Below are 24,655 nucleotides of genomic sequence, written 5' to 3'. Positions count from 1 at the left end.
ACAGGAGAAACGGCCATGCTGCTGATGATCGACAACTACGATTCCTTTACCTACAACCTCGTGCAGTATTTCGGCGAACTCGGCGCCGACGTGCGCACCTTCCGCAACGACGAGATCACGCTGGACGAGATCGAGGCCCTCGGGCCCGACCATATCTGCGTCTCGCCCGGCCCCTGCAGCCCCAGGGAAGCCGGCATCTCGGTGGCCGTGCTGCAGCACTTCGCCGGCAAGGTGCCGCTGCTGGGCGTGTGCCTGGGCCACCAGGCCATCGGCGAGGCCTTCGGCGGCAAGGTGATCCGCGCCAAACAGGTCATGCACGGCAAGGTCAGCACCATCGAGACGACCCAGCAGGGCGTGTTCGCCGGGCTGCCCAGGCACTTCGACGTCACGCGCTATCATTCGCTGGCAATCGAGCGCGAGACCCTGCCCGACTGCCTGGAAGTGACGGCCTGGACGCCGGATGGCGAGATCATGGGCGTGCGCCACAAGACCCTTGCGGTCGAAGGCGTGCAGTTCCACCCCGAATCCATCCTGTCCGAGCACGGACACGCGCTGCTGGCGAACTTCCTCAAGGCGGGCTCGGGCGAGGTACGGCGATGAAGCTGACCGATCCCGCCGCCGGCGCCGGCCCGCTCGCGCAACTGGAACCTGCCAACCATCCGAACGAGAGCCCCATGTCCATCACCCCGCAGGAAGCGCTGACGCGCTGCATCGAACATCGCGAGATCTTCCACGACGAGATGCTGCACCTGATGCGGCAGATCATGCAGGCGCAGGTCTCGCCGGTGATGGCCGCCGCCATCCTGACCGGGCTGCGCGTGAAGAAGGAAACCATCGGCGAGATCTCCGCCGCGGCCCAGGTGATGCGCGAGTTCGCCAACAAGGTGCCGCTGCCCGCCGACGTGGCGCGCGGCAACTTCGTCGACATCGTCGGCACCGGCGGCGACGGCTCGCACACCTTCAATATCTCCACCGCCTCGATGTTCGTCGTGGCCGCGGCCGGCGCGCGCATCGCCAAGCACGGCAATCGCGGCGTCAGCTCCAAGTCGGGCAGCGCCGACGTGCTGGAGGCGCTCGGCGTCAACATCCTGCTGACGCCGGAACAGGTCGGCGAGTGCATCGAGCAGACCGGCATCGGCTTCATGTTCGCGCCGACCCACCACCCGGCGATGAAGAACGTGGCGGCGATCCGCAAGGAGATGGGCGTGCGCACCATCTTCAATATTCTCGGCCCGCTGACCAATCCGGCCGGCGCGCCTAATATCCTGATGGGCGTGTTCCACCCGGACCTGGTAGGCATCCAGGTGCGCGTGATGCAGCGCCTGGGCGCCGAGCACGCGCTGGTGGTGTACGGCAAGGACGGCATGGACGAGGTCTCGCTGGGCGCCGCCACCATGGTCGGCGAACTGAAGGACGGCCAGGTGCGCGAGTACGAGATCCACCCCGAGGACTTCGGCCTGAACATGATCTCCAACCGCGGCCTGAAGGTGGCCGACGCGCTGGAGTCCAAGGCCATGCTGATGGAAGCGCTGGGCAACGTGGCGGGCACGCCGCGCGAGATCGTCTCGCTGAATGCCGGCACCGCGCTGTACGCCGCCAACGTGGCCAGCTCGATCGAGGACGGCATCGCGCGGGCGCGCGAGGCCATCGCCAGCGGCGCGGCGCGCGAGAAGCTCGACCAGTTCGTGCGCGCCACCCAGCAGTTCCAGTAAAACACGCGCGCCGCCCCCGCCCGCGCGGGAGCGGCGGCAGAGAGTCAAGCCATGTCCGATATCCTGCAGAAGATCCTGGCCGTCAAGGCCGATGAAGTCGCCGCCGCGCGCAAGCAACGCGACCTCCACAGCCTGCGGGGCGAGGCCGAAAGCCTGCGCCACGAGGCAGGCCTGGCGCCGCGCGGCTTCGAGAGCGCGCTGCGCGCCAGGATCGGCGCCGGCCAGGCCGGCGTGATCGCCGAGGTCAAGAAGGCCTCGCCGTCCAAGGGCGTGCTGCGCGAGCACTTCGTGCCCGAGGCCATCGCCGAGAGCTATGCCGGCCACGGCGCGGCCTGCCTGTCGGTGCTGACCGACGTCAACTTCTTCCAGGGCCACGCCGACTACCTCAAGCGCGCCCGCGCCGCCTGCGAACTGCCGGCGCTGCGCAAGGACTTCATGGTCGACCTGTACCAGGTCTACGAAGCGCGCACCTGGGGGGCGGACTGCATCCTGCTGATCGTGGCGGCACTCGACCCGGGCCTGATGGCCGAGCTGGAAGCCTGCGCCCACGAACTGGGCATGGACGTGCTGGTGGAAGTGCATGGCGAGGACGAGCTGGAGCGCGCGCTGCGCCTGAAGACGCCGCTGCTGGGCATCAATAACCGCAACCTGCGCACCTTCGAGGTCTCACTGGACAACACCATCGGCCTGCTGCCGCACATCCCGGGCGAGCGCCTGGTGGTGACCGAATCCGGCATCCTCGGCCAGGCCGACGTGCAGCGCATGCGCGATGCCGGCGTGCACGCCTTCCTGGTCGGCGAGGCATTCATGCGCGCCAAGGATCCGGGCGCCGAGCTGGCACGGCTGTTCGCCTGATCAGCGCGCCATGGCCCAGGAAATCGAACTGAAGCTTGCCGTGCCGGACGGTGCGCTGGATGCGCTGGCCGCCTGGCTGGATGCCCATGGCGAAGCGCGCGGCCGCTGGCTGCTGCGCAATGTCTACCTCGACACCCCGGCGCGCGAGCTGGCCGGCGCGCGTGCCGCGCTGCGCCTGCGCAGCCAGGGCGAGCGCTGGCTGCAGACGCTGAAGACCGCCGGCAGCAGCGCGGGCGGCCTGGCCACACGCCACGAGTGGGAAACCGAGGTCGCCGGCGAAGCGCTGGAACCGGCGCGCCTGCCGGCCGAGGCGCAGTCCCTGCTGGCGCCGCTGGCGCAGCGGCTGGCGCCGGTCTTCCGCACCGACTTCGAGCGCCGCGCCTGGCTGGTGCGCCAGGACGGCGCCGAGATCGAGGCCGCGCTCGACGTCGGCACCGTCAGCGCGCCCGGCACCAAGGAGGTGGAGCGCATCCAGGAACTCGAACTCGAATTCCTGGCCGGCGATGCCACCCAGGCCGCCCAGGCACTGCGCGCCCTGGCCGCGCGCCTGCAGGCGGTTGCAGCCCTGGTGCCCTCCGACCTGAGCAAGGCCGCGCGCGGCTATCGCCTGGCCGGCACGCGCCAGGACGAGGCGCCCTGAGCCCCCGGGCGCGGCAGCGCCCGCCCGCTCCACCCCGGGGCCCGGCCCGCCTCAGGCCCGGCCCACCTTGAACCCGGCGCCGGCAAGCCGGCAGGCCGCCCACCCGTTTCCCCTACCCGACCTGATGCAATCCGATCTCTTCGCTGCGGACACGCCCGCCCGATCCACCGCCCAGGCCCCCGCCGCCGCGCTGCAGGCCCAGGCCGACGCCCTGCCGCCGGCCTGGCGCACGCTGCTGGCCCCCTGCCTGTCCGGCGCCGGCTGGCGCGAACTGGCCGCCTTCGTCGACGGCGAGCACGCCAGCGGCAAGCGCGTGTTCCCGCACGACGTGTTCCACGCGCTGCACCTGACGCCGCCCGACTCGGTCAAGGTCGTGATCCTCGGCCAGGATCCCTACCACGGCGTCGAGACCGTGGCCGGCGCCGAGGTGCCGCAGGCCCACGGACTGGCCTTCTCGGTGCCGGACGGCGTGCGTGTACCGCCCAGCCTGCGCAATATCTTCAAGGAAATCGCCGCGGAGTACGGCGAGGCGCCCGCGCGCGGCGCCTCGGGCAACCTCGAGGGCTGGGCCCGCCAGGGCGTGCTGCTGCTCAACACGGTGCTGACCGTCGAGCAGGGCCGCGCGGCCAGCCACGCCAAGCGCGGCTGGGAAGCGGTGACCGACTGCCTGATCCAGGCGCTGGCCGGCAGCCGCCAGAAGCTCGTGTTCCTGCTGTGGGGCAGCCATGCCCAGGCGAAGAAGCCGCTGCTGGGGGCGGGCCACTGCGTGCTGGAGGCGCCGCATCCGTCGCCGCTGTCGGCGCACCGAGGCTTCCTTGGCTGCGGCCACTTCCGCCAGGCCAATGACTGGCTGACGGCCCAGGGGCTGGCAGCGGTCGACTGGCAGGCGCACCGCGCCTGAGCCGGAGTATCCAGTCGATCCGGTCGATCCGGTCGATCCGGCTTATGGCGGCCGCATCACACGGTGGGGCGCCAGATGAAGCCCTGGAATTCCCCCTCCGACAAGGCCACCGCCAGGTCGAGCACCTGTGCCGCCGGCGGTCCGATGCGCATCCAGTCGCACAGGGCCCGCAGTTGCCCCGGGCTGCCGCGCGCCATGACCTCGACCGTGCCGTCGCTGCGGTTGCGCACCCAGCCGCGCAGCGCCAGTTCGCTGGCCCGCGCCGCGCAGGCAGCGCGGTAGCCTACGCCCTGCACGCGCCCGCTGGCCACGATGTGCCAGGTTTCCAGTTGCCGGGTTTCCATCGCCAAAGTCTCTCCTGCAGGATTGGACTGCCTGTCTGCTATCGCTGACAACTGTTGCAGCAGCGAGACGATCTATGCTGAAACGGCGCCGACATGCACACACGGTAAACTAGGCGGCCGCTCTGAGCGTTAGCAAGTAGGGCTTTGCACCGGACGTGATGCGTGCGGCACCGGGCGACCCGAAAGGGCTGCCGGCAGCCGACGCCAGCCACGCCGTTCCAGCGGGCGCCACCCGTAGTCCCAGGCCGACCGAGCCGGCCCCCGATCCGTCTTTCACCATGATGCAGCCCGCCCAATCCGCCGACAGCGACCAGGCCAAGCCGGCCCCTTCCCTCGGCTACGTCAGCCAATTGCTGACGGCTCCGCCCAACCGCTTCGACCTCGCCCTGCTGCCCATCATCCTGGCGGCCATCGTGCTGGTGGCGTTCGCCGCCAAGCAGATGAACGTGCCCTACCAGCCGGGCGAGCCGCTGGATCTCAGCCTCGACGTCGCCTACCTGCCCTACTACCTGATGCGCACCAGCATCCGCATGCTGACGGCACTGGGCGCCTCGCTGCTGTTCTCCTTCGCCTTCGCCGCCATCGCCTCCAAGAGCCGCACGGCGGAAAAGGTCATGGTGCCGGCCCTCGACATCCTGCAGTCGATCCCGGTACTGGGCTTCCTGTCGATCACCGTGACCGGCTTCATCGCGCTGTTCCCCGGCAACCTGATCGGGGTGGAATGCGCGGCGATCTTCGCCATCTTCACTTCGCAGGCCTGGAACATGGCCTTCAGCCTGTACCAGTCCTTCCGCACCATCCCCAGCGACCTGCTGGAGGCGGCCGCCATGTTCCGCCTGTCGTCGTGGCAGCGCTTCTGGCGGCTCGAAGTGCCATTCGCCATGCCGGGCCTGCTGTGGAACATGATGATGTCGATGTCGGGCGGCTGGTTCTTCGTGGTGGCCTCGGAAGCGATCTCCGTGTCGGGCAATGACATCAAGCTGCCCGGCATCGGCTCCTACATTTCGCTGGCCATCCAGCAGCAGAACCTGCCGGCCATCGGCTGGGCCATCGTGGCCATGCTGATCGGCATCCTGTTCTACGACCAGTTGCTGTTCCGCCCGCTGATCGCCTGGGCCGACCGCTTCCGCTTCGAGACCCTGGCGCAGGAGAAGGAGCCGCAGTCCTGGCTGCTCGACCTGCTGCGCCGCTCGGAATGGGTGCGCGTGCTGCTGTCGTGGACCGCCGGCCTGGCCGGCCGCACGCTGTCCTGGGGCGCCCGGCGCGGCACGCTGGCACCGGCCTCGGCAGGCGCCAGCGGCCGCCGCCAGTGGATCGAGCGGGCCTGCAACGTGCTGATCATCGTGGCCGCCCTGCTGGCGCTCTACCGCATCCTGCACTTCGTGCGCTCCGAGGTGGGCTGGAGCGAGTTCGGCCACGTGCTGTGGCTGGGCACGCTGACCATGGTGCGAGTGATCGTGCTGATCGCGCTGGCCGCGCTGGTGTGGGTGCCGATCGGCATCCGCATCGGCATGAATCCGGCCGTGGCGCGTGTCGCCCAGCCGGTCGCGCAGTTCCTGGCCGCCTTCCCGGCCAACCTGATGTTCCCGCTGGCGGTGGTGGTGATCGCGCGCTTCGGCCTGAACCCTGAGATCTGGCTCAGCCCGCTGATGATCTTCGGCACGCAGTGGTACATCCTCTTCAACGTGGTGGCGGGTGCCTCGGGCATTCCCACGGAACTGCGGCTGGCGGCGCGCAATTTCGGCCTGCGCGGCTGGCTGATGTGGAAGCGCTTCCTGATCCCCGCCGTCTTCCCCAGCCTGCTGACCGGACTGGTGACCGCCGCCGGCGGCTCGTGGAATGCCAGCATCGTGTCCGAGTACGTGACCTGGGGCAACCACACCCTGGTGGCTACCGGGCTGGGCAGCTACATTGCCGAGATGACGTCCAAGGGCGACTTCCCCCGCATCGCACTGGGCATCTGCGTGATGGCCCTGTTCGTGGTCGGCTTCAACCGCCTGCTGTGGAACCGCCTGTATCAATTGGCGCAGGAGCGCACCCGTCTATGACGATCGAACGAAAGGACGCCATGTCCAGCAGCACCGCACCAACCGCCGCGCCCGCCGTGATCGAGCTGCGCGGCGTCTCGAAGATCTTCCGCACCGCCGACCACACCGACCGCGCCGTGCTCGAAGGCGTGGACCTGACGCTGCGCCAGGGAGAGATCGTCGCCATGCTGGGCAAGTCCGGCTCGGGCAAGTCCACCCTGCTGCGCATAATGGCCGGCCTGGTCGGCACCGACCGCGGCGAAGTGCGCTTCCGCGGCGAGCGCCTGGCGGGCACGGCCGAAGGCATCGCCATGGTGTTCCAGTCGTTCGCGCTGTTCCCCTGGCTCACCGTGCAGCAGAACGTGGAACTGGGCCTGGAGGCCCAGGGTGTCGACAAGGAGGAGCGCACCCGCCGCGCCGAAGCGGCGATCGACATGATCGGCCTGTCCGGCTTCAACAGCGCGCTGCCGCGCGAGCTGTCCGGCGGCATGCGCCAGCGCGTCGGCATCGCCCGCGCCATGGTGACCGAGCCCGACCTGCTGCTGATGGACGAAGCCTTCTCGGCGCTGGACGTGCTGACCGGCGAGACCCTGCGCGACGAGATGCTCGACCTGTGGGAAGACGGCCGCACCAACATCAAGTGCATCCTGATCGTCTCGCACAATATCGAGGAAGCGGTGATGATGGCCGACCGCATCGTCATCCTGTCGAGCGACCCGGGCCGCATCCGCGCCGAGGTGCGCGTGCCCTTCGCGCGCCCGCGCAACCGCGACTCGACCCAGGTGCGCGCGCTGATCGACGAGGTCTACGCGCTGATGACCTCGCCCGCGGCACTGGGTCCACGCGTGCCCGCGCTGGCGGCCGCCTCGCAGATCGGCTACCGCCTGCCGGATGCCGACATCAGCCAGATGGAGGCCATTCTCGACCTGCTGTGCGAGTCGCCCTTCTTCGGCCGCGCCGACCTGCCCCACCTGGCCGACGAAGCAGGCCTCACCGACGACGAACTGCTGCCCGCCTGCGAAGCGCTGCAACTGGTGCAGTTGGCCACCATCGAGCGCGGCGACATCATCGCCACCCCGCTCGGGCGCACCTACTACGAGACCGAGCCGCCCGAGCGCAAGGTGCTGTTCGGCAAGCAGCTGCTGGAACACGTGGCGCTGGCCGCGCACATCCGCCGCGAGCTGGAGGAAACCGAGGACGGCGAGATCGGCGAAGAGCACGTGCTGCGCGAGCTGGAGGCCTACCTGAAGCCCGACGAAGCCGAGCGCGTGCTGACCCTCGCCATCGAATGGGGCCGCTACGGCGAGATCTACGAATACAGCTACAACAGCGGCATGCTGACGCTGCCGCGCGAAGAACAGGCCGAGGGCACGGCAGGCGGGGAAGGCTAGTCCACTGAATCATTGAAATGGGAGGGGAAAGACATGGCAGGCACCGACCGATTTCAGCGATTCAGTGGACTAGCGGCCGACCGGCGCCGCGCACGGAGCATGCGTCGCGCGCTCACGCCGGGGCGTGCATAGCCTGGTGTGAATTTGACAGCCCGCGCTCCCGGCGAGCGCCTGCCCTCTCCCCCGGCCCCTCTCCCGCAAGCGGGAGAGGGGCGCGAACCGGCGCGGTACGAATCCTGTCGTGCGGAACGAAGCCACCAGGATGCGCCAACACCAATCGCCAAGCATAGTGTCCTGGCTCCCTCTCCCCGCATGGGGAGAGGGCGGGGGTGAGGGGTGGTCTAGCAAGGCGCCACATCCAGCGAAGCCCTCGGTGCGATCCAGCACGCCGCCGCCCACACAAGGCCAACGGTGTGATCCCGCCCGCCAGGCCGGCAACAAGCCAGCCCCCCCTCACTCCTCCACCCGCACCGCCCTCCCGATCGCCCCGGTACGCAGCGCGATCTTGGCGGCGTCCTCGCGCAGCGCGCGCAGGCGGCGCTCCAGCTGGGCGTTGGTACTGCGTCCGCCGGCGCCGTTCGCGGCAATGCTGGCCGCCGCCAGCTCGCCGGACGCGGCGGCCTGCACCAGCACGTCGGCGCGGCGGCGGTCGGCCGAGTCGGCCACGCGTGCGCGGCGCGCGCTGGCGTCTTCCTCGCCGGACTGCGTTTCGGCCACGGCCGCCGCGGGAGCCGGCATGGTGGCGCCGCCGGCCTGGGCGGCCGCCTCGGGCAGGCCCGTCGGTGGCGGACGCAGGAAGCCGACCCCGCGTCCGCCGGCGCGCTCGCCCGCCAGCAGGCGCTCGCGGGCAAGGTCCAGGCTGCGCACGGCCGCGTCAGTGGCCTGTTCGATGGCAGCCTCGGCCGCCGGCAGTTCCAGCTCCTGGTAGTGCTGGCGCACCTGGATGCGCACCGCGGCGACGTGCGCGGCCACCAGGTAGTTCTGCACGATGAAGCGGTTCAGGTTGTCGACCGCGCGATGCCGGCTCTTGGGCTCGTCCTGCATGCGCTGGAAGGCGGAGATCAGTCCCGACAGGCTGTCCATGAACTGCTTTCGCTGCACGCGGTAGGCGAAGTCGTCCTTGGCGCGCCGCAACAGCAGGTCGCGCGTGGCGAGGATGTAGCGCCGGTTGGCCTGCAGCACGTTTTCCACCAGCTTGGGAATGGCGCGGTACTCCCAGCTCGGCAGGACAAAGGAGAAGGCCGAGGCGATCAGCCCGCCGATCACCGTGTCGATCAACCGCTCGCCCGCCACCGTGGGACTGTCGGGCAGCAACAGCTTGAACTGGATCAGCACCTGCACGCAGGCGGCGATCGCCGTGTAGCGGTACTTGATGGTGGAAAAGGCGGCACTGGCCACCAGCGCGGCGAACAGTACCGCCAGCAACAGCAGCGGCTGGTGCACCACCTTGAGTATGCCCAGCGAGATCACGCAGCCGATCAGCGTACCGATCACGCGATCGTTGTAGCGCTGCTTGGTCAGGCTGAAGTTGGGCTTCAGGATGACGATGATGGTCAGCAGGATCCAGTAGCTGTGCGAGGCATAGGGCACGTGGTCCGCCACCCATAGCCCGACCGCCACGGCCAGCGAGATACGCACCGCATAGCGGAAGCCGGGCGAGCGCCAGCGCAGGTTGTCGACCAGCACGCCCAGCTCATACCTCTGCCGGGTCAGGAAAGGTGTCATGTCGGGCCCGGGCAGCACCTTGCTCGGCTCCACCGGCGTGCGCGAGGCCTCGTGCAGCTGCTCCACCAGGGCGATGGCGCCGCGGATCATCTCCAGCGTATCGGCCAGCGCGGTCAATGCGGCCGGCTTGATATGGTGGTGGCGCAGCTGGGCGATCTCCTCCTCCACCGAGCGCAGCACCTGGCGGTATTCCACCGTGGCGTAGGACGGCCGGCCGCGCGTGACCTCGTAGGCGATGCCCGCCAGGTCCTCGCTCATCAGCAGCACCAGGCGGCGCAGGTGGTCCAGCACCGGTGTGCCGCCGAAGGTGTGGCGCAGCAGCGGATAGTCGGTATTGGTCGACAGCATGTACTCGTACAGGTCGAGCATGCGCAGGTGCACCTGCACCAGCAGGCCGTCGTAGGGCGTGCGATTGCCGCGCAGCACCAGGTCGCGCGCGGCCTGCTGGCGCTCGGCCACTACGATCTGCTGCCGCACCAGCTGGCTGAAGCAGGCCTCGTAATCGGTGCCGGCATCGTAGAAGGCCGCCTTGAGTTCGAGATAGGACGCCATCTCGTAGAGCGACTCGGCCAGGATCTGCTGCTTGGTCCGCCGCGCCATGGCCCAGCTCACCGCCATCGAGTACGCCGTGTAGGCCAGCCCGCCCAGGCCGAACAGGCCGGCGTGCTCCAGCGCGCGCCGCACCACGAAGTCCTCGTTGATGGTCATTGTCATGACGAACAGCGCCGAGAACTGCAGCGGCATGGTCTTGTTGCCGTACACCGTCATCATGCCGGCCAGGAAGGTGACCAGCACCAGCACGAAGGGCATCACGCGCGGGAACGGCGTGGCCAGCGCGACCACCAGCGTCACCGCGGTGCACAGCAGCACGCTGGCGATCATCTCGTTGAACTTGTGATTCAACGGACTGGGCAGGTCCATCAGGCTGGTGCACAGCGCGCCGATCGACACCACCATCGCGGTCGGCATGTCGGTGAACTGCAGCGCGACCAGGGTGGCCCCGATCACCCCCGTGGCAGAACGCAGGCCGCGATAGACATAGTGCGAATAGATGAAGGTACGGGTGTCGTGCGCGTATTGCATAGGCCTGCATCAATCCGATCCGGTCGGCGCGACCGCGAGGACGCCGCCGCCATACTGCCGGCGCCGCCGCGCGGCGGCGCCGTGTCTCCCTTATTGTCCCAGCCAGCGCGCGCGTGCGGCCTGCTTGCCCGCGGCCAGCGACAGCCGGTACTGCGTGGCCGGTTCGCGCGCGAACGCCAGCGGCAGGCACATCAGCTCGTCGCGGCGGAACACGTGCAGTTCGGCGCGGTCGCCGGGGCGGTAGCGGCCCAGCAGCTTGTCGAGCTGGCCGGGCGCGACACGCAGGCCGTCCACCGCCGCCAGCAGGTCACCGGCCGACAGGCCGGCCGCCTGCCCGGCCCCGCCGTCCAGCACCTGGGTCACGCGCACCCAGCCGTCTTCGCTCTTGCTCTTGATGCCCAGCGCCGCGCCGGCCTCGGGCTTCTGCGCCTGCACGCCCACGCCGATGGCCTTCAGCAGCGGCGCCAGCGGCAGCTCGGCGGTGCCCTCGGTGAAGCTGCGCAGCGGCGCGCCCAGGCGCAGGCCGGTGACCTCGTCGAACAAGGCATGGACCTCGGCCTCGGTGACGCCTCGCTGCGTCGTGCCGGCCGCGTAGAAGTCGCGGCCGTAGCGCTGCCACAGCGCGCGCATCACATCGTCGAGCGAGCGCCGCCCGCGCGTGCGCTGGCGGATGGTGAGATCGAGCGCCAGCGCCACCAGCGAGCCCTTGGTGTAGTAGCTGACGATGGCGTTGGGCGCGTTCTCGTCCTGGCGGTAGTACTTGGTCCAGGCATCGAAGGAGCTCTCGGCCACGCTCTGCTTGGTGCGGCCGCTGCCACGCAGCACGCCGTTCCAGGTCTTGCCCAGCATCTCCACGTACTGCGCCTCGGTGACGCAGCCCGAGCGCACCAGCATCAGGTCGTCGTAGTAGCTGGTGAAACCCTCGAACAGCCACAGCAGCGGCGTGTAGCTCTCCTCGCGCAGCCGGTACGGCACGAAGGCGGCCGGCTTGATGCGCTTGACGTTCCAGGTATGGAAGTACTCGTGGCTGCACAGTCCCAGGAAGGTGCGGTAGCCTTCGCCGGCATCCGCCTTGCCGAGCGATGGCAGGTCCGCGCGCGCGCACATCAGCGCGGTGCTGGCGCGATGCTCCAGGCCGCCGTAGCCGTCGGTGGTCACCATAGTCATGAAGACATAGCGACGGTTGCTGTCGAGGAAAGGCGCACGCTGTGTCTTCGGCTCGAACAGGCGGATCTGCGCCTCGCAGATGCGCTTGAGGTCGCGGCACACGCGTTCCAGGTCGAGCTGGGGCACGCGCCCGGTGAAGACCACGTCATGCTGGGCGCCGCAGGCCTTGAAGCTGCCCAGCGCGAAGGTGCCCATCTCGACCGGGTGGTCGATCAGCTCGTCGTAGTCGGCAGCTTCGTAGCGGCCGAAGCCGTAGCGCTTGGCGCCCTCGCGGCCGCGGGCCTCGCGCAGCGCGGTGGCCACGCGCCAGCCGCCATAGGCCTCGCCCTCGGGCGGGAAGATGTCGACCGTGCAGGGTCTCTCGGCCTGGCCCTCGACGCACAGGAAGACCGAGCTGCCGTTGAAGAAGCCGTGCGTCTGGTCGAGGTGGGCGGCACGCACCGACAGGTCCCAGGCATAGACCTCGTAGCGCAGCGTCAGCGGGCCGGCGCCGGCCTCGAGCGGCGCGGCCTGCCAGGTCTGCTTGTCCAGCTTGTGCAGGATCACGGCACGGCCGCCGCACTCGGCGCGGACGCGGCCGATGTTGCGGGCGAACTCGCGGATCATGTAGCTGCCCGGGATCCAGGCCGGCAGGAAGAAGCGCTGGCCGGCGGGATCGGGGGCATCGACCGTGACGGTCACGGCGAACAGGTGCGCGTGCGGCGCGAGCGGGGCGATGGCGTAGCGGATGGGCGTCATGGCGAAGATTGTAGCGCCGGGCGCGGCGTGGCCAGCGCAGGGAGCCGGCACCGGGCGCCGGCACGCAGGAAGGCACGCAGCGCAGCCCGTACCGGGCGGCTGCGCCGCAGCCGGGCTCAGGCGTTGACGTCGACCACCACGCGGCCGCGCATGCCGCCTTCGACGATGCGGCGGCCGGCCTCGATCGCCTCGTCCAGCCGGATCTCGCGCGTGATGGCGCGCAGCCGGTCCGGTGCCAGGTCCTGTGCCAGCCGTGCCCACGCGCGCTCGCGCAACGCCATCGGCGCCATCACGCTGTCGACACCGGCCAGCGTCACGCCGCGCAGGATGAAGGGGGCCACGCTGGCGGGGAAGTCCATGCCCTGCGCCAGCCCGCAGGCCGTGACCACGCCGCCGTAGCGCACCTGGGCGCAGGCGTTGGCCAGCGTGTGCGAACCGACCGCATCGACCACCGCGGCCCAGCGCTCCTTCTGCAGCGGCTTGCCGGGCGCGCCCAGCTCGGCGCGGTCGATCACCTCGGCGGCGCCGAGGCCCTTCAGGAAGTCCGCCTCGGCCGCCTTGCCGGTGGAGGCCGTCACGCGGTAGCCGAGCTGCGCCAGGATGGCGATGGCCACCGAGCCGACGCCGCCCGAGGCGCCGGTCACCAGCACGTCGCCGTCGCCCGGCCGCACCGGCCCGTTCATGCCGCCGCGCTCCAGCGCCAGTACCGACAGCATGGCGGTATAGCCGGCCGTGCCGATGGCCATGGCCTGGCTGGCGCTGAAGGCCTGCGGCAGGCGCACCAGCCAGTCGCCCTTCAGGCGCGCCCGCTGCGCCAGGCAGCCCCAGTGCGCCTCGCCCACGCCGAAGCCGTTGAGGATCACCTTGTCGCCGGCGCGCCAGCGCGGATGGCTGGATTCGAGCACGGTGCCGGCACCGTCGATGCCGGCCACCATCGGCCACTTGCGTACCACCGGCGCGCGTCCGGTGATGGCCAGGCCGTCCTTGTAGTTGATAGTGGAATAGTCGACGGCAACCAGCACATCGCCGTCGGCGGGAAGCTGTGCCGTCTCCAGCTCGGCGATCTCGGCACGGGTGGCGCCATCGGCCTGGGTCAGCAGCAGGGCTCGGAAGGTCATGGTGTCTCCTCTTCGGGATTGTAGTGAGCGAGCGGCGCGGCCACGGGCGATGCCCGTGCCGCGCGCTCCGGCCGGGACACCGCCGGCGGCCGGGCCTATTTCTTCAGGCTGGCGAGCTTGCGCTCCAGCGTGGCGGCATCGGCCGCGCCGGGGATGCGGGTACCGTCGGTGAAGAACACCGCCGGCGTGCCGTTGATGTTGAGGCTGCGGCCCAGGGCCAGGTTGTCCTCGACCGGCGTCTTGCAGCTGCCGTTGCCGGTCAGCGCCACCTTGTTCAGCATCCAGTCGCGCCAGGCCTTGGTGCGGTCGGCCGAACACCAGACCTGCCTGGCCTTGGCCTCCGAATCCGGCGACAGCACCGGGAAGAGGAAGGTGTAGACGGTGATGTTGTCCATCTGCTGGAAGGTCTGCTCGATGCGCTTGCAGTAGCCGCAGTTCGGGTCGGAGAAGACCGCCACCTGGCGGCTGCCGTTGCCCTTGGTCCACTTGATGGCACGGTCCAGCGGCAGGTCCGCCCACTTGATGCGGTTGAGCTCGGCCAGGCGCTCCTCGGTCAGGTTGGCGCCGGTCTTGGTGTCGACCAGCTCGCCGTTGAGCACATAGCGGCCGCTGGCATCGGTGTAGACGACCTGTCCGCCGATATTGACCTCGAACAGGCCCGGCACCGGCGTCTTGCCGACAGAGCGCACCTCGGCGCGGCCACCCAAGGCCTTCTGCAGCGTGTCCTTGATGCGGTCGGTGCCCGGCTCGCCCGCAGCCATGGCATGCAGGGCGAAGCCCGCCGCGGCCAGGCCGCTGGCGATGGCGGCAAACCAGTAAGGGCGGCGGCGCAGGGATGACAACATAGAAGGCTCCAGGTAAGGGGTGGGTCGGGGCGCGCGGGTCCGGGGCATCGGTCCGGGGCGATGTGGCGCCCGGCTCAGCCGAGCGCGCGCCCGATCAGGAAGCGTTTGAGCAGGGGCTGGCTGCCCACCGCCCGCATGCCGGCATTGCGCACCAGGGCGGGCAGGCTGCCGGGCAGCGAGAACAGCCGGTGCAGGCCGTCGGTGGCCACCGTCAGCGACAGCAGGTCGGTCGCGCGGGCGCGCTCGTAGCGGCGCAGCAGGCGCAGGTCGCCTTCGCCACGGAATGTCTCTTTGTCCGCCATCACGCGCCCGAGTTCCACCACGTCGCGCAGCCCCAGGTTCACGCCCTGGCCGGCCAGCGGGTGGACCACGTGCGCCGCGTCGCCCACCAGGGCCATGTGCGGCTGCACGAACTGCTCGGCGCGCTGCAGCACCAGCGGGAAGCCCTGGGCCGGCGTGACACAGCGCAGCGCGCCGAAGCGGCGCCCGACCGCGCCGCCGGCGGCCTCGGCCACGGCGGCGCACAGCGCCTCGGGCGGCAACGCCAGCAGCTCGCGCGCATGGGCCTCGTCGGCCGACCACACCATCGAAAGATAGGGCCCGGGCAGCGGCAGCATGGCGAGGATCTCGCCGTTGGCCGGCTCCTCGTCGGCCATCAGCTTGGGCAGCGGCCCGAGGAACCATTGCGACGCGGTGTCGTGGTGCGGCTGCTCGCAGTGGAAATTGGCGACCACGCCGAGCTGGCGGTAGCGCCGCGTGCTGACCGGGATATGGCACTGCCCGCGCAGCCAGGAACGCGCGCCGTCGGCGCCGACCACGCAGGCGGCCCGCAGGCGGGTACCGCCGGCCAGCGTCAGAGTGGCGCCGTCGTCGTCGCGGTCGAAGGCGGAGGCGCTGTCATCGAACCAGTGCAGCTGGGGCTGGAAGCGCAGCGCGGTGTCGAGCACGCGCTCCACATGGTCGGATTCGATGATCCAGGCCAGTTGCGGCACCGCTGCGGCGTAGGCCGAGAAATGCAGGTCGCCATCGATGCCGGCAGCCGCGTCGGCCGCGCTGGCATCGCCGAACACGCGCATGTCGCGCACCGGCTGGATGCGCGCCGGATCCAGCGCCTCCCACACGCGCAGGCGCTCGAACAGAGCCTGCGAGCTGGCCGAGAAGGCATAGATGCGGCTGCCCCACTCGCCCTCGCCCGCCGCCGCCGCCCCCGGCGGACGCGGCGCCACCAGGGCGACCTGCATGCCCTGCTGGGCCAGCAGCAGGGCACAGGCCTTGCCGACGATGCCGCCGCCGACGACGGCGATCTGGAACTGGGAGGAATTGGGCCGCGCAGGCGCGTGGGATCGGATCATGGTGGCTCGATTATAGCGACCCGGGACGACAGCCCGGGCCGGGCCGGGTGACGCCGCCTGCGCGCCGCGCGGCGCCGGGCAGCCGCAGGGCGGCGATGGGGGGCAGCCACGGGGCCGGCCGGCTGCGGCCATCCGCTAGAATAGAGGTTTTGCCATTCTCCGCCTGACACCATGAGCCTCAAATGCGGCATCGTCGGCCTGCCCAACGTCGGCAAGTCCACGCTGTTCAACGCCCTGACCAAGGCCGGCATCGCCGCCGAGAACTATCCGTTCTGCACCATCGAGCCCAATGTCGGCGTGGTGGAAGTGCCGGATCCGAGGCTTGCCAAGCTGTCCGAGATCGTCAAGCCGGAGCGCGTGCTGCCGGCCACCGTCGAATTCGTCGATATCGCCGGCCTGGTGGCGGGCGCCTCCAAGGGTGAAGGCCTCGGCAACCAGTTCCTGGCCAATATCCGCGAGACCGACGCCATCACCCACGTGGTGCGCTGCTTCGAGGATCCCAACGTGATCCACGTGGCCGGCAAGGTCGATCCGCTGTCGGACATCGAGGTCATCAACACCGAACTGGCGCTGGCCGACCTGGCCACCGTCGAAAAAGCCCTGGCCCGCTACATCAAGCCGGCCCGCGCGGGGGACAAGGAAGCGCAGCGCCTGGTGGCGGTGCTGGAAAAGGCACAGACCGTGCTCGACCAGGCCAAGGCCGTGCGCACGCTGGACCTGGCGCCCGAAGAGTGGGACGCACTGCGCCCGTTCTGCCTGATCACCGCCAAGCCGACCATGTATGTAGCCAACGTGCGTGAGGACGGCTTCGAGAACAACCCGCACCTGGACGCCGTGCGCGGCTATGCCGAGCAGACCAAGTCGCCGGTGGTTGCCGTGTGCGCCGCCATCGAGGCCGAGATCGCCGACCTGGACGATGCCGACAAGGCCGAGTTCCTGGCCGACCTGGGCATGGAAGAGCCGGGCCTGGACCGCGTGATCCGCGCCGGCTTCAAGTTGCTCGGCCTGCAGACCTACTTCACCGCCGGCGTCAAGGAAGTGCGCGCCTGGACCATCCACGTGGGCGACACGGCGCCCAAGGCGGCCGGCGTGATCCACACCGACTTCGAGCGCGGCTTCATCCGTGCCCAGACCATCGCCTACGAGGACTACATCAATTTCAAGGGCGAACAGGGAGCCAAGGAAGCGGGCAAGATGCGCGCCGAAGGCAAGGAATACGTGGTGCACGACGGCGACGTGATGAACTTCCTGTTCAACGTTTAAACGTCTGACGATTTCTCGCGGAACTCAGTAGCCCTCAGTAGCGCTCGTTGGACTCGGCTTCTCATTTCAAATCAATGAGTTGCGAGTTAAATACGGTCTACTGAGGTTTCTGTTTATCCGCATCCAGAAAAGTTGGGGGTAGCGTTGGGGGTACTCGTGTTCAACCGTGGGGGTACTTTTCCTGGTACTTTTCCCCGCAGTGGAGTCCGACGATGCCCGAGAATCTGCTCACCGACACGAAGATCAAGTCGGCCAAACCCACCGATCGCGACCGGAAACTATCAGACGGTGGCGGCCTGTTCCTGCTGGTCAAGGCAAACTCTGGCGGTGGAAGTACCGCCTCCAAGGCAAGGAAAACCTCTTTGCCTTCGGCAGCTTTCCTCAAGTAAGCCTTGCGGATGCACGCGCCGCCCGCGAAAAGGCGCGCGCACTCGTCAAGCAAGGCATCCACCCTGCCCATGAGCGGCAGCGGACCAAACAAAGCAACCTGGAAGCGCTGGAAGAACGCATGCGCGCCCGCGCAAGCTCGTTCGCCAAGGTGGCCGAAGCGTACCTGGCCGAGATCAAACCGGTCTTCGCCGCCAGTTCCTACCGCACAAAGGAATCGCGCATCCAGAAGTACCTGTTGCCCAAGTTCGACGAGACGCCTATCAGCGACATTGGCGTCAAGCAGATTCGTCTACTGCTGGAAGAGTGCAAATCACACGGTGCCTGGGCGGCGATCCATGTCAAAGGCGATCTGGGGGCCTGGCTGAGTCAAACCCGCTCCCTAACCTGCGCGGGCTGCTCCGTATCCCGGTCAGCGAGAGCAAAGCCGCCAGACCCGCGAGCAAATTCACGGCTTCTACCAAGCGTTACGGGGGTACAGGGGCTATCCGGAGGCCGCACTTTGCTTGCGCCTGATTGCCCTGACAGCTTGTCGCCCTGGTGAAGCTGCGGATGCCGAGTGGGATGAGTTCGACTACGAGGACGCAGTATGGCGCCGCCCTGCCGCGAAGATGAAAGCGCGCCGCGATTACATTAGTCAGCTTTCTACGCAGGCCATTGCCGTGCTGAAAGACTTGCAGCGCATCACGGGTGGTGGACGCTACCTGTTCCCGCATCGGAGTGGCAAGGGTTTCACAACACCCGATCCGCTGACCTACGCCATGCGCGACAAGAACCTCGGACGAGGCACCACTCCGCATTGCTGGCGGACCATGTTCTCAACATGGGCAAACGAGAACGGCTTCCGTCCGGATGCAATCGAACGGCAACTCGCCCACATTGAAAGCAACAAGGTGCGCGCCACTTACAACAAAGCACTGTTGTTGGATGAAAGAAGGGTCTTGCTCCAGAAATGGGTCAGCTATCTTGATGACGCAGAAGGTGTCTCGACGTCGTGAAGGACCCATTGCATGAGCCCGCGTAATGACTCGGGCCGAAAGGCCTGAGTCATGACATTCCTGCGGAACATCTGCAAGAAGTTCTGGATCGTCTATGTAGTGAAATGGTCTTTAAAACCAAAAGCCGTTTATCGAGGCGAGTGTAAACCGAGTCGATTCCCTTCGGTATCTAGAAATAATGCGAAGAAGCCACTTTCGTCGGCATGTGGTGTTTTGGTAACAAGTATTTTTCCACCATTTTCCTCTACTTTTGATAAGACTACTTGCAGGTCTTCGCCCGCATTCAAATACAGTGTAACTCCGGAGCTGGACGGCAAATAACCATCGCCTTCAATAATAACACCAATCGTAGGCTGTCCCTCATATGGAAACAACCCCATCTTTACCTCCGGAATATCCACGGTCTCAATGGGTACAGAAAAAATTCTGCTATAGAATTTTACAGCACGCTCTAAACTTGTCGCTGGAATCTCAAAAATCGATGCAAAGCCATGCATTCTATTTTCCTCGATATTGTACGCGTCACATGATTATTTTGTGCTTTTATCCGGCACCCATTCAATTTACATCAAGAGTATCGCGATGAATTGTAAAAAAGCGACAGCGCAATTTATTTGTATAACAATGAAGACAGCACCATGCTTTTTTCGCCAAAAAAATCACTCGGCCTTACCCCGGTAAACTCCTTAAAGTCCTTAATGAAATGAGATTGATCATAATAATTGCCTTCGTACGCTATATGAGTCAGGCTTTCTTCCCGATTGATTAACAACTTCAAGGCAGCTTGCAAGCGGATAACCTTGCTCAATTGCTTTGGACTAATACCAATGACGTCCAGGAACTGCCTTTCCAGCTGCCGTTTTTTACTGCGATCTGAGTTTGTAATTTCGTTAATTGATATGCTTCCATTGTTTGAAAAGAGAATTTCCACGGTCGTCTTTACAATATTCTCGATAGTTCGTTGATCACTCATTTTTGAAAAAAGAAATGCTTCCAATATATTAATTCGCTCCCTTGTGCTTAACGCCTTAATAATGCCCCCCTCCAGTTGTTTTGCTTCGTTGTGCTCAAATAACTCATAAATTGACGTCTCCTTATTTATTAGGCTTTTAATGGGCCTGGAAACGAAGTTTGAAAAGCCGTAAGGAAAGAAGCTCGCTGCAAAGGTATAGACATAGCCTGTTGGTTGAATATAAAAAGGAGTAAGTGTCTGTCCAAGCACCATGGCGCGCGGTTGAATTATGTAATCATTCTCCGAGGTATACCTCTTGATATCATCGCCCAATACAAAGGCCAGCTCAATACAGCCGTCCGGCACAATTCTCTGCCTTTCTGCGCTTTCTTCCGGAAAGACTTCCAGTGTCCAAAAGAATTTAACAAAAGAGGCCAAATCTTTACTTGGTTGAAATCTGTTGTAATTCATGAAGCCTCCAAAACCACATAACCATTTGAGCGCTTGCCAAAGCGATCAATTGCCTTGCAACCAGCCGAATAATTCAACAGGGTACGACAACGATAGCTTGCGTTTCGCAGTTGGGTACATGATCGCGCGAAAGTGCCCAAGCGCGTAGTGAGCTACGCAAATTCGAACTTGAGATTGATCAAGTGATCACCTTCCAAGGTACACCGCCGTAATCTGCGTGCGCTCATGCCCCAGCTCGCGGCTAATCGCCTGCCGCGCCTGCGCATCCACGGCACGCTGCGCAGGCGTCAACGACCGCGCCGAAGGCCGCCAGCGGCCGGTGCCTTCCAGCCGTCAGCACCTCATAGCGATCCTGCGCGTACCGGTGCCGCAACCCATGCATATTGCTCAGCCCGGCCGCCTTGCATTGCCCATCGTAGGTGTTGCGCTGCTGGATAAAGCTCTTGTGCGCGGGGATCAATGACCCCGCGCCGGACGGCTCGTGCACCTGGTCCAGCACGCGTCGTTGTTCGGCCGTGGTAATCGGCACGGCGCGAGGCCGTGACGCGCTTTCCCCGTGAAACTTAGCGTTTCCGGGCCTTTGCCGACGGACCAACGTTTAAACGTGTGATCCACGCCTGAGCCCGGCCCGGCACCTTGCCCCGGGCAGGCCCACCGAAAAGCCCGCAATCCCCTCGGAGTTGCGGGCTTTTTGTCGATTTTTCGACACTTTTTCCGTCCTGTTGTCACATGCAGCACCCGCAAGGGCAGCCGGCGCCGCCCGCCGCAGACTCCCTTACGCAGCCTGAGCCACTCCCGGGTACGACACCCCGAAGGCGCGGCCATCCCGGCGCGGGAGAAAACGGCCGGCTCAGTCCGAGCTAAGTCTGCCTCGGTAATGTCTCCACCGTGCAGATCCCTGCACTGCCCCTCCCGGAGACGCGCCATGTCCCGCCGCACCCGGCTTTCCGTGCCGGACCGGCGCCTCGCCATCCTGCCTGCCGGCGCGCGTGCGGGGCACGACGACCACAGCGGGCGGGCCCGAGCGCCCGCCCGCGAGGCCGAGCCGTCCGCGCCGCGGAGGTCCGGCCGGGAGAACCTGGAACCGATGGAAGCCCTCAACCGAACGCTCTTTCTCTGGCTCAACGCGCCTGCGCACCCGCAGGCGTGGCTGGTGGCGCTGGCCACGGTCCTGGCGCAGTGGCTGATCTGGGCCATACCGGCCCTGCTCGCCATCGGCTGGCTGCGTGGCGATGAGCGCACCCGCAAGGCGATGCTGGCGGCCACGGCGTCGGCCTGGCTGGGGCTGCTCGCCGGCCAGCTGATCGGCCTCGCCTGGCCGCACCCCCGGCCCTTCATGATCGGCCTGGGCCACACGCTTCTCGCTCATGCGGCCGATCCGTCCCTCCCCAGCGATCACCTGACGCTGTGGTGGGCGGTCGCCTGCGCTCTCCTGCTGCAGCCAGGCCTGCGCGGCACCGGGGCCGCCCTGGCCTTGTCCGGCCTGGCCATCGCCTGGGCACGCATCTACCTGGGTGTGCATTTTCCCTTCGACATGCTCGGCGCGGCGGGGGTGGCCGCGTCCAGTGCCTGGCTGGCACAGCGCGCCGCGCCCTGGTATCTGGGGCCGGCCTATCGGACCGCCGATGCCGTTCATCGTGTCCTGTTCGGCAGGCTGATCGCGCGCGGCTGGGTCCGCGCATGAGGCGGGCCGCTTGCCAGGCGGCGCTGGCCGATCTGCTGAAAACCTTCGATACTTTCCAGGGCAAAGCCCGAACCGAGAGCGCTTCCGATGAAAACGCCAACTGAACAGGCACTGGCCAAGGTTCCCGAAGTCACGCTGGGCTTCTGGCTGATCAAGATTGCCGCCACCACGCTGGGCGAAACCGGCGGCGACGCGGTTTCGATGTCCATGAACCTGGGCTACCTGGTGAGCACCGGCATTTTCGCCGTGCTCTTCCTGGTCGCCGTGGTCGCGCAGATCCGGGCGAAGCGATTCCATCCGCTGCTGTACTGGGCCACCATCATCGCCACCACCACGGTCGGCACGACGCTGGCGGACTTCGCGGACCGCTCGCTGGGCATCGGCTATGCAGGCGGATCGCTGTTGCTGCTGGCCTTGCTGCTCGGCTCTCTGCTGGCCTGGCATCGCACGCTCGGCTCGGTGTCGGTGGGCACCGTGCACTCGCCCAAGGCGGAGGCGTTCTATTGGGTGACGATCATGTTCTCCCAGACCCTGGGCACCGCGCTGGGCGACTGGACCGCCGACACCGCGGGCCTGGGCTACACCGGCGCGGCCGTCGTCTTCGGCGCACTGCTCGCCTTGATCCTGGCCGCCCGCTACGGCACCCGCGTGTCCCGCACGCTGCTGTTCTGGGCGGCGTTCATCCTGACCCGCCCCCTCGGCGCGGTGGTCGGCGACTTCCTCGACAAGCCGCTGAGCGCCGGCGGGATGGCGCTGAGCCGCTATTCGGCGTCGGCCGCGCTGCTGTCCTTTATGCTGGCCGGCCTCCTGCTGTTCCGTCAGCGAGCGGCCACGACATCGCATTGAACCATCACGCCGCGGGAGGAGGAATGCGGGTATTGCTGGTCGAAGACGACCCCATGATCGGCGCGACGCTGGCCGCGGCGCTGAAGGATGCCTCCTACGCAACCGACTGGGTGCAGGACGGACTGGCCGCCCTGACCACGCTGGATTGCCAGCACTACGACCTGGTCCTGCTCGACCTGGGCCTGCCCGGCAAGGACGGCCTGGAGGTGCTGGCCAGCCTGCGCGCGCGCGATAACCCGGTGCCCCTGCTCATCATCACCGCACGCGATGGCCTGGATGACCGCCTGCGCGGCCTGGACAGCGGCGCGGACGACTACGTGCTCAAGCCGTTCGAACTGGCGGAACTGCTGGCCCGCATGCGCGCCGTGCTGCGGCGCAAGGGCGGCAGCGCCGCGCCGGTTCTCGGCAATGGGGTGGTGTCGCTCGATCCGGCCACGAAGGCAGCGAGCGTCAGCGGCGGCGCGCCGGTACAGCTGTCCAATCGCGAGTTCTCCTTGCTGCGGGCGCTGCTGGTCCGGCCGGGGGCCATCCTCTCGCGCAGCGAGCTGGAGGACCGCATCTACGGCTGGGGCGAAGAAGTCGAGAGCAATGCCGTCGAATTCCTGATCCATGCGCTGCGGCGCAAGCTGGGCAGCGACGTCATCAAGAACGTCAGGGGCGTGGGATGGATGGTCTCAAGAATAGTCTCGGAAGGCGCCTGAACGAGTCGGTACAGCTCAAGCTGTCCTTCACGCTGTCGCTGGCCATACTCGCGCTGGCCATCGTCGCCGGCGCCTTCTCGTTCCTGTCGGCCCTGGGCGAAGCCCATGAACTGCAGGACGATGTCCTGCGCCAGGTGGCGCACCTGGTGGATCGGCAGCACCTGCTGCCGGCGGAGCCGGGGGCCGCCACCGAATTCAAGCAGGGCGATGAAGAAGCACGGGTGATCGTGCAGGGCCTCGGCGATGGCGCCACTTCCCGGCTGAGCGTGGACGAAGGAGGAGCGCTGCCGCTCCCCGCAACCCTGCCCGATGGCCTGCACACGCTTGAGGTCGGCGGCGAGACGTTCCGTGTACTGGTCAAGACCACGCGTGCCGGCGAGCGTATCGCGGTCGCGCAGGAATCGGGCTTCCGCAATGAAATCGCCCGCGATGGCGCGCTGCGCACCGTGATGCCCATCCTCATCCTGGTGCCGATCCTGCTGCTGATCGTCGCCGACCTGGTGCGCAAGATGTTCCGCCCCATCGCGGCGCTCTCCCGGGAGATCGACCAGCGCGCCGAACAGGACCTGCACCCGATCGAAGACCGGCATCTGCCTGCCGAGGTACGGCCCTTCGCCGTGGCCATCAACCGCCTGCTCGCCCGCGTCGGCCAGGCCATGGAGTCCCAGCGCCGCTTCGTCGCGGATGCGGCCCACGAGTTGCGCTCGCCGCTGACCGCCCTGTCGCTGCAGGCGGAGCGGCTCGCAGACGCGGAAATGTCAGCGGCGGCACGGGACAGGCTGGCGGTGCTGCGGCAGGGCATCGAGCGCGGCAGGAACCTGCTGGACCAGTTGCTGACCTTGGCCAGGGCCCAGGCCGTGGCGGCATCGCCGACATCCCCCGTGTCCGTCCAGCAAGTCTTCCGCCGCGTGCTGGAAGACCTGCTGCCGCTGGCCGAGGCCAAGTACATCGACATCGGCGTCGAGGGAACGCAGGACGCGCGGGTATGGGTGAGCGAGCTGGACCTGACCGCCGTGGTGAAGAACCTGGTCGACAATGCCATCCGCTACACGCCGGCGGGCGGACGCGCCGATCTCTCGGTAAGCGTGGTGCCGGGGCATGCCCTGCTGCGCATCCAGGACAGCGGGCCGGGCATCCCGGCGCAAGAGCGGGACCGGGTGTTCGACCCGTTCTACCGGACACTGGGCAACGGGCAGCTCGGCTCGGGCCTGGGGCTGTCCATCGTCCGGACGATCGCCGATCGCATCGGCGCGGAGATCCGCCTCGACTTCGCCGACGAGGCGAAGCAGGCGGGCTTGTGCGTCACGCTGCGGATTCCGCTGGCGGGGCCGCTGCCGCCGGCCTGAGGGCCGTGCTGCCCGCGCCGCGGCGAGCCGGCACCTGACCGTGCGGCGCGCGCTGCCATACAATGCAGTCGAGCCTGCCCGCACCAGCGCGCCGCCCGTGCGGGCGGCC

At 67.3% G+C, this 24,655-nt stretch carries 23 protein-coding genes and 1 pseudogene; 15 read left to right on the top strand and 9 right to left on the bottom strand.

What is annotated here, in order from left to right:
- Positions 1–15: 15 nt before the first annotated feature.
- The 5 genes from BKK79_RS13230 to BKK79_RS13210 all read left to right on the top strand — a co-directional run bounded on the left by BKK79_RS13230 (position 16) and on the right by BKK79_RS13210 (position 4,108).
- Positions 16–600, top strand: a complete 585-nt coding sequence (locus BKK79_RS13230; RefSeq protein WP_071015704.1) for an aminodeoxychorismate/anthranilate synthase component II — start codon at positions 16–18, stop codon at positions 598–600.
- A gap of 74 nt (positions 601–674) precedes the next feature.
- Complete coding sequence (trpD, locus tag BKK79_RS13225; protein WP_071016609.1) at positions 675–1,712, top strand: anthranilate phosphoribosyltransferase; 1,038 nt, start codon at positions 675–677, stop codon at positions 1,710–1,712.
- 51 nt (positions 1,713–1,763) lie between these two features.
- Positions 1,764–2,567, top strand: coding sequence for an indole-3-glycerol phosphate synthase TrpC (trpC, locus tag BKK79_RS13220; protein ID WP_071037853.1), 804 nt, complete (start codon positions 1,764–1,766; stop codon positions 2,565–2,567).
- A 10-nt stretch (positions 2,568–2,577) separates the two neighbouring features.
- Positions 2,578–3,207, top strand: a complete 630-nt coding sequence (locus BKK79_RS13215) for a CYTH domain-containing protein (protein WP_071037852.1) — start codon at positions 2,578–2,580, stop codon at positions 3,205–3,207.
- 124 nt (positions 3,208–3,331) lie between these two features.
- Complete coding sequence (locus BKK79_RS13210) at positions 3,332–4,108, top strand: uracil-DNA glycosylase (protein ID WP_071037851.1); 777 nt, start codon at positions 3,332–3,334, stop codon at positions 4,106–4,108.
- Positions 4,109–4,164: 56 nt separating this feature from the next.
- Here BKK79_RS13210 and BKK79_RS13205 read toward each other — a convergent pair whose 3' ends face one another.
- A complete protein-coding gene (locus BKK79_RS13205; protein ID WP_071015711.1) occupies positions 4,165–4,452 on the bottom strand; it encodes an acylphosphatase in 288 nt (95 codons plus the stop codon).
- A 278-nt stretch (positions 4,453–4,730) separates the two neighbouring features.
- Between BKK79_RS13205 and BKK79_RS13200 the strand changes: the two genes are divergently transcribed.
- Together BKK79_RS13200 and BKK79_RS13195 are read left to right on the top strand one after the other, a co-directional pair.
- Positions 4,731–6,500 (top strand): ABC transporter permease, encoded by a 1,770-nt coding sequence (locus tag BKK79_RS13200; protein WP_156811322.1) that lies wholly within the window; start codon positions 4,731–4,733, stop codon positions 6,498–6,500.
- The gene (locus BKK79_RS13195; RefSeq protein ID WP_231907943.1) at positions 6,497–7,870 is read left to right on the top strand and encodes an ABC transporter ATP-binding protein; all 1,374 of its coding nucleotides are present in this window, start codon (positions 6,497–6,499) and stop codon (positions 7,868–7,870) included. Before BKK79_RS13200 ends, BKK79_RS13195 begins: the two co-directional genes overlap by 4 nt.
- Before the next feature lie 453 nt (positions 7,871–8,323).
- On the opposite strand, the gene BKK79_RS13190 is transcribed toward BKK79_RS13195, so the two are convergent.
- The 5 genes from BKK79_RS13190 to BKK79_RS13170 form a co-directional block, all read right to left on the bottom strand.
- On the bottom strand, positions 8,324–10,678 hold the full coding sequence (locus BKK79_RS13190; RefSeq protein WP_071015713.1) for an FUSC family protein: 2,355 nt from the start codon (positions 10,676–10,678) through the stop codon (positions 8,324–8,326).
- Positions 10,679–10,768: 90 nt separating this feature from the next.
- A complete protein-coding gene (locus BKK79_RS13185) occupies positions 10,769–12,583 on the bottom strand; it encodes a M61 family metallopeptidase (RefSeq protein WP_071015715.1) in 1,815 nt (604 codons plus the stop codon).
- 116 nt (positions 12,584–12,699) lie between these two features.
- Positions 12,700–13,701: an acrylyl-CoA reductase (NADPH) gene (gene acuI / locus BKK79_RS13180; protein ID WP_071037850.1), complete on the bottom strand. Its 1,002-nt coding sequence runs from the start codon at positions 13,699–13,701 to the stop codon at positions 12,700–12,702.
- A 95-nt stretch (positions 13,702–13,796) separates the two neighbouring features.
- The gene (locus BKK79_RS13175) at positions 13,797–14,546 is read right to left on the bottom strand and encodes a DsbC family protein (protein WP_071037849.1); all 750 of its coding nucleotides are present in this window, start codon (positions 14,544–14,546) and stop codon (positions 13,797–13,799) included.
- A 74-nt stretch (positions 14,547–14,620) separates the two neighbouring features.
- The gene (locus BKK79_RS13170; protein WP_071037848.1) at positions 14,621–15,898 is read right to left on the bottom strand and encodes a UbiH/UbiF family hydroxylase; all 1,278 of its coding nucleotides are present in this window, start codon (positions 15,896–15,898) and stop codon (positions 14,621–14,623) included.
- A 171-nt stretch (positions 15,899–16,069) separates the two neighbouring features.
- Here BKK79_RS13170 and ychF point away from each other — a divergent pair, with 171 nt between their 5' ends.
- The 4 genes and pseudogenes from ychF to BKK79_RS41525 all read left to right on the top strand — a co-directional run bounded on the left by ychF (position 16,070) and on the right by BKK79_RS41525 (position 18,546).
- Positions 16,070–17,161 carry a redox-regulated ATPase YchF gene (gene ychF, locus BKK79_RS13165; protein ID WP_071015722.1) on the top strand — a complete coding sequence of 364 codons (1,092 nt, stop codon included), beginning with the start codon at positions 16,070–16,072 and terminating at the stop codon, positions 17,159–17,161.
- A 166-nt stretch (positions 17,162–17,327) separates the two neighbouring features.
- Positions 17,328–17,573: pseudogene (locus tag BKK79_RS41535) on the top strand (Arm DNA-binding domain-containing protein); the annotation flags it as partial.
- Between the two features lie 96 nt (positions 17,574–17,669).
- Entirely contained in the window at positions 17,670–18,092 is a 423-nt protein-coding gene (locus BKK79_RS41530) for a hypothetical protein (RefSeq protein WP_232346318.1), read from the top strand.
- On the top strand, positions 17,995–18,546 hold the full coding sequence (locus BKK79_RS41525; RefSeq protein ID WP_232346317.1) for a tyrosine-type recombinase/integrase: 552 nt from the start codon (positions 17,995–17,997) through the stop codon (positions 18,544–18,546). The genes BKK79_RS41530 and BKK79_RS41525 overlap by 98 nt, the downstream gene beginning before the upstream one ends.
- 128 nt (positions 18,547–18,674) lie before the next feature.
- On the opposite strand, the gene BKK79_RS38985 is transcribed toward BKK79_RS41525, so the two are convergent.
- From BKK79_RS38985 to BKK79_RS13155, 3 genes are all read right to left on the bottom strand, one after another.
- A complete protein-coding gene (locus BKK79_RS38985) occupies positions 18,675–19,043 on the bottom strand; it encodes a VOC family protein (RefSeq protein WP_084084705.1) in 369 nt (122 codons plus the stop codon).
- A gap of 113 nt (positions 19,044–19,156) precedes the next feature.
- Complete coding sequence (locus BKK79_RS38980; protein WP_084084703.1) at positions 19,157–19,969, bottom strand: DUF6597 domain-containing transcriptional factor; 813 nt, start codon at positions 19,967–19,969, stop codon at positions 19,157–19,159.
- A 241-nt stretch (positions 19,970–20,210) separates the two neighbouring features.
- Positions 20,211–20,498: an integrase domain-containing protein gene (locus tag BKK79_RS13155; RefSeq protein ID WP_232346214.1), complete on the bottom strand. Its 288-nt coding sequence runs from the start codon at positions 20,496–20,498 to the stop codon at positions 20,211–20,213.
- Positions 20,499–21,056: 558 nt separating this feature from the next.
- On the opposite strand from BKK79_RS13155, the gene BKK79_RS13150 reads away from it, so the two are divergent.
- From BKK79_RS13150 to BKK79_RS13135, 4 genes are all read left to right on the top strand, one after another.
- Positions 21,057–21,653, top strand: a complete 597-nt coding sequence (locus tag BKK79_RS13150; protein WP_071037846.1) for an undecaprenyl-diphosphatase — start codon at positions 21,057–21,059, stop codon at positions 21,651–21,653.
- Positions 21,654–21,740: 87 nt separating this feature from the next.
- On the top strand, positions 21,741–22,499 hold the full coding sequence (locus BKK79_RS13145; protein WP_071015739.1) for a COG4705 family protein: 759 nt from the start codon (positions 21,741–21,743) through the stop codon (positions 22,497–22,499).
- 23 nt (positions 22,500–22,522) lie between these two features.
- Positions 22,523–23,200, top strand: a complete 678-nt coding sequence (locus BKK79_RS13140; protein ID WP_071037845.1) for a response regulator transcription factor — start codon at positions 22,523–22,525, stop codon at positions 23,198–23,200.
- The gene (locus tag BKK79_RS13135) at positions 23,164–24,546 is read left to right on the top strand and encodes a sensor histidine kinase (RefSeq protein ID WP_071037844.1); all 1,383 of its coding nucleotides are present in this window, start codon (positions 23,164–23,166) and stop codon (positions 24,544–24,546) included. The genes BKK79_RS13140 and BKK79_RS13135 overlap by 37 nt, the downstream gene beginning before the upstream one ends.
- Positions 24,547–24,655: the final 109 nt, after the last annotated feature.

The organism is Cupriavidus sp. USMAA2-4 (assembly GCF_001854305.1).
Lineage (GTDB): Bacteria > Pseudomonadota > Gammaproteobacteria > Burkholderiales > Burkholderiaceae > Cupriavidus > Cupriavidus malaysiensis.
This window is presented reverse-complemented; position numbering and strand designations above follow the sequence as displayed.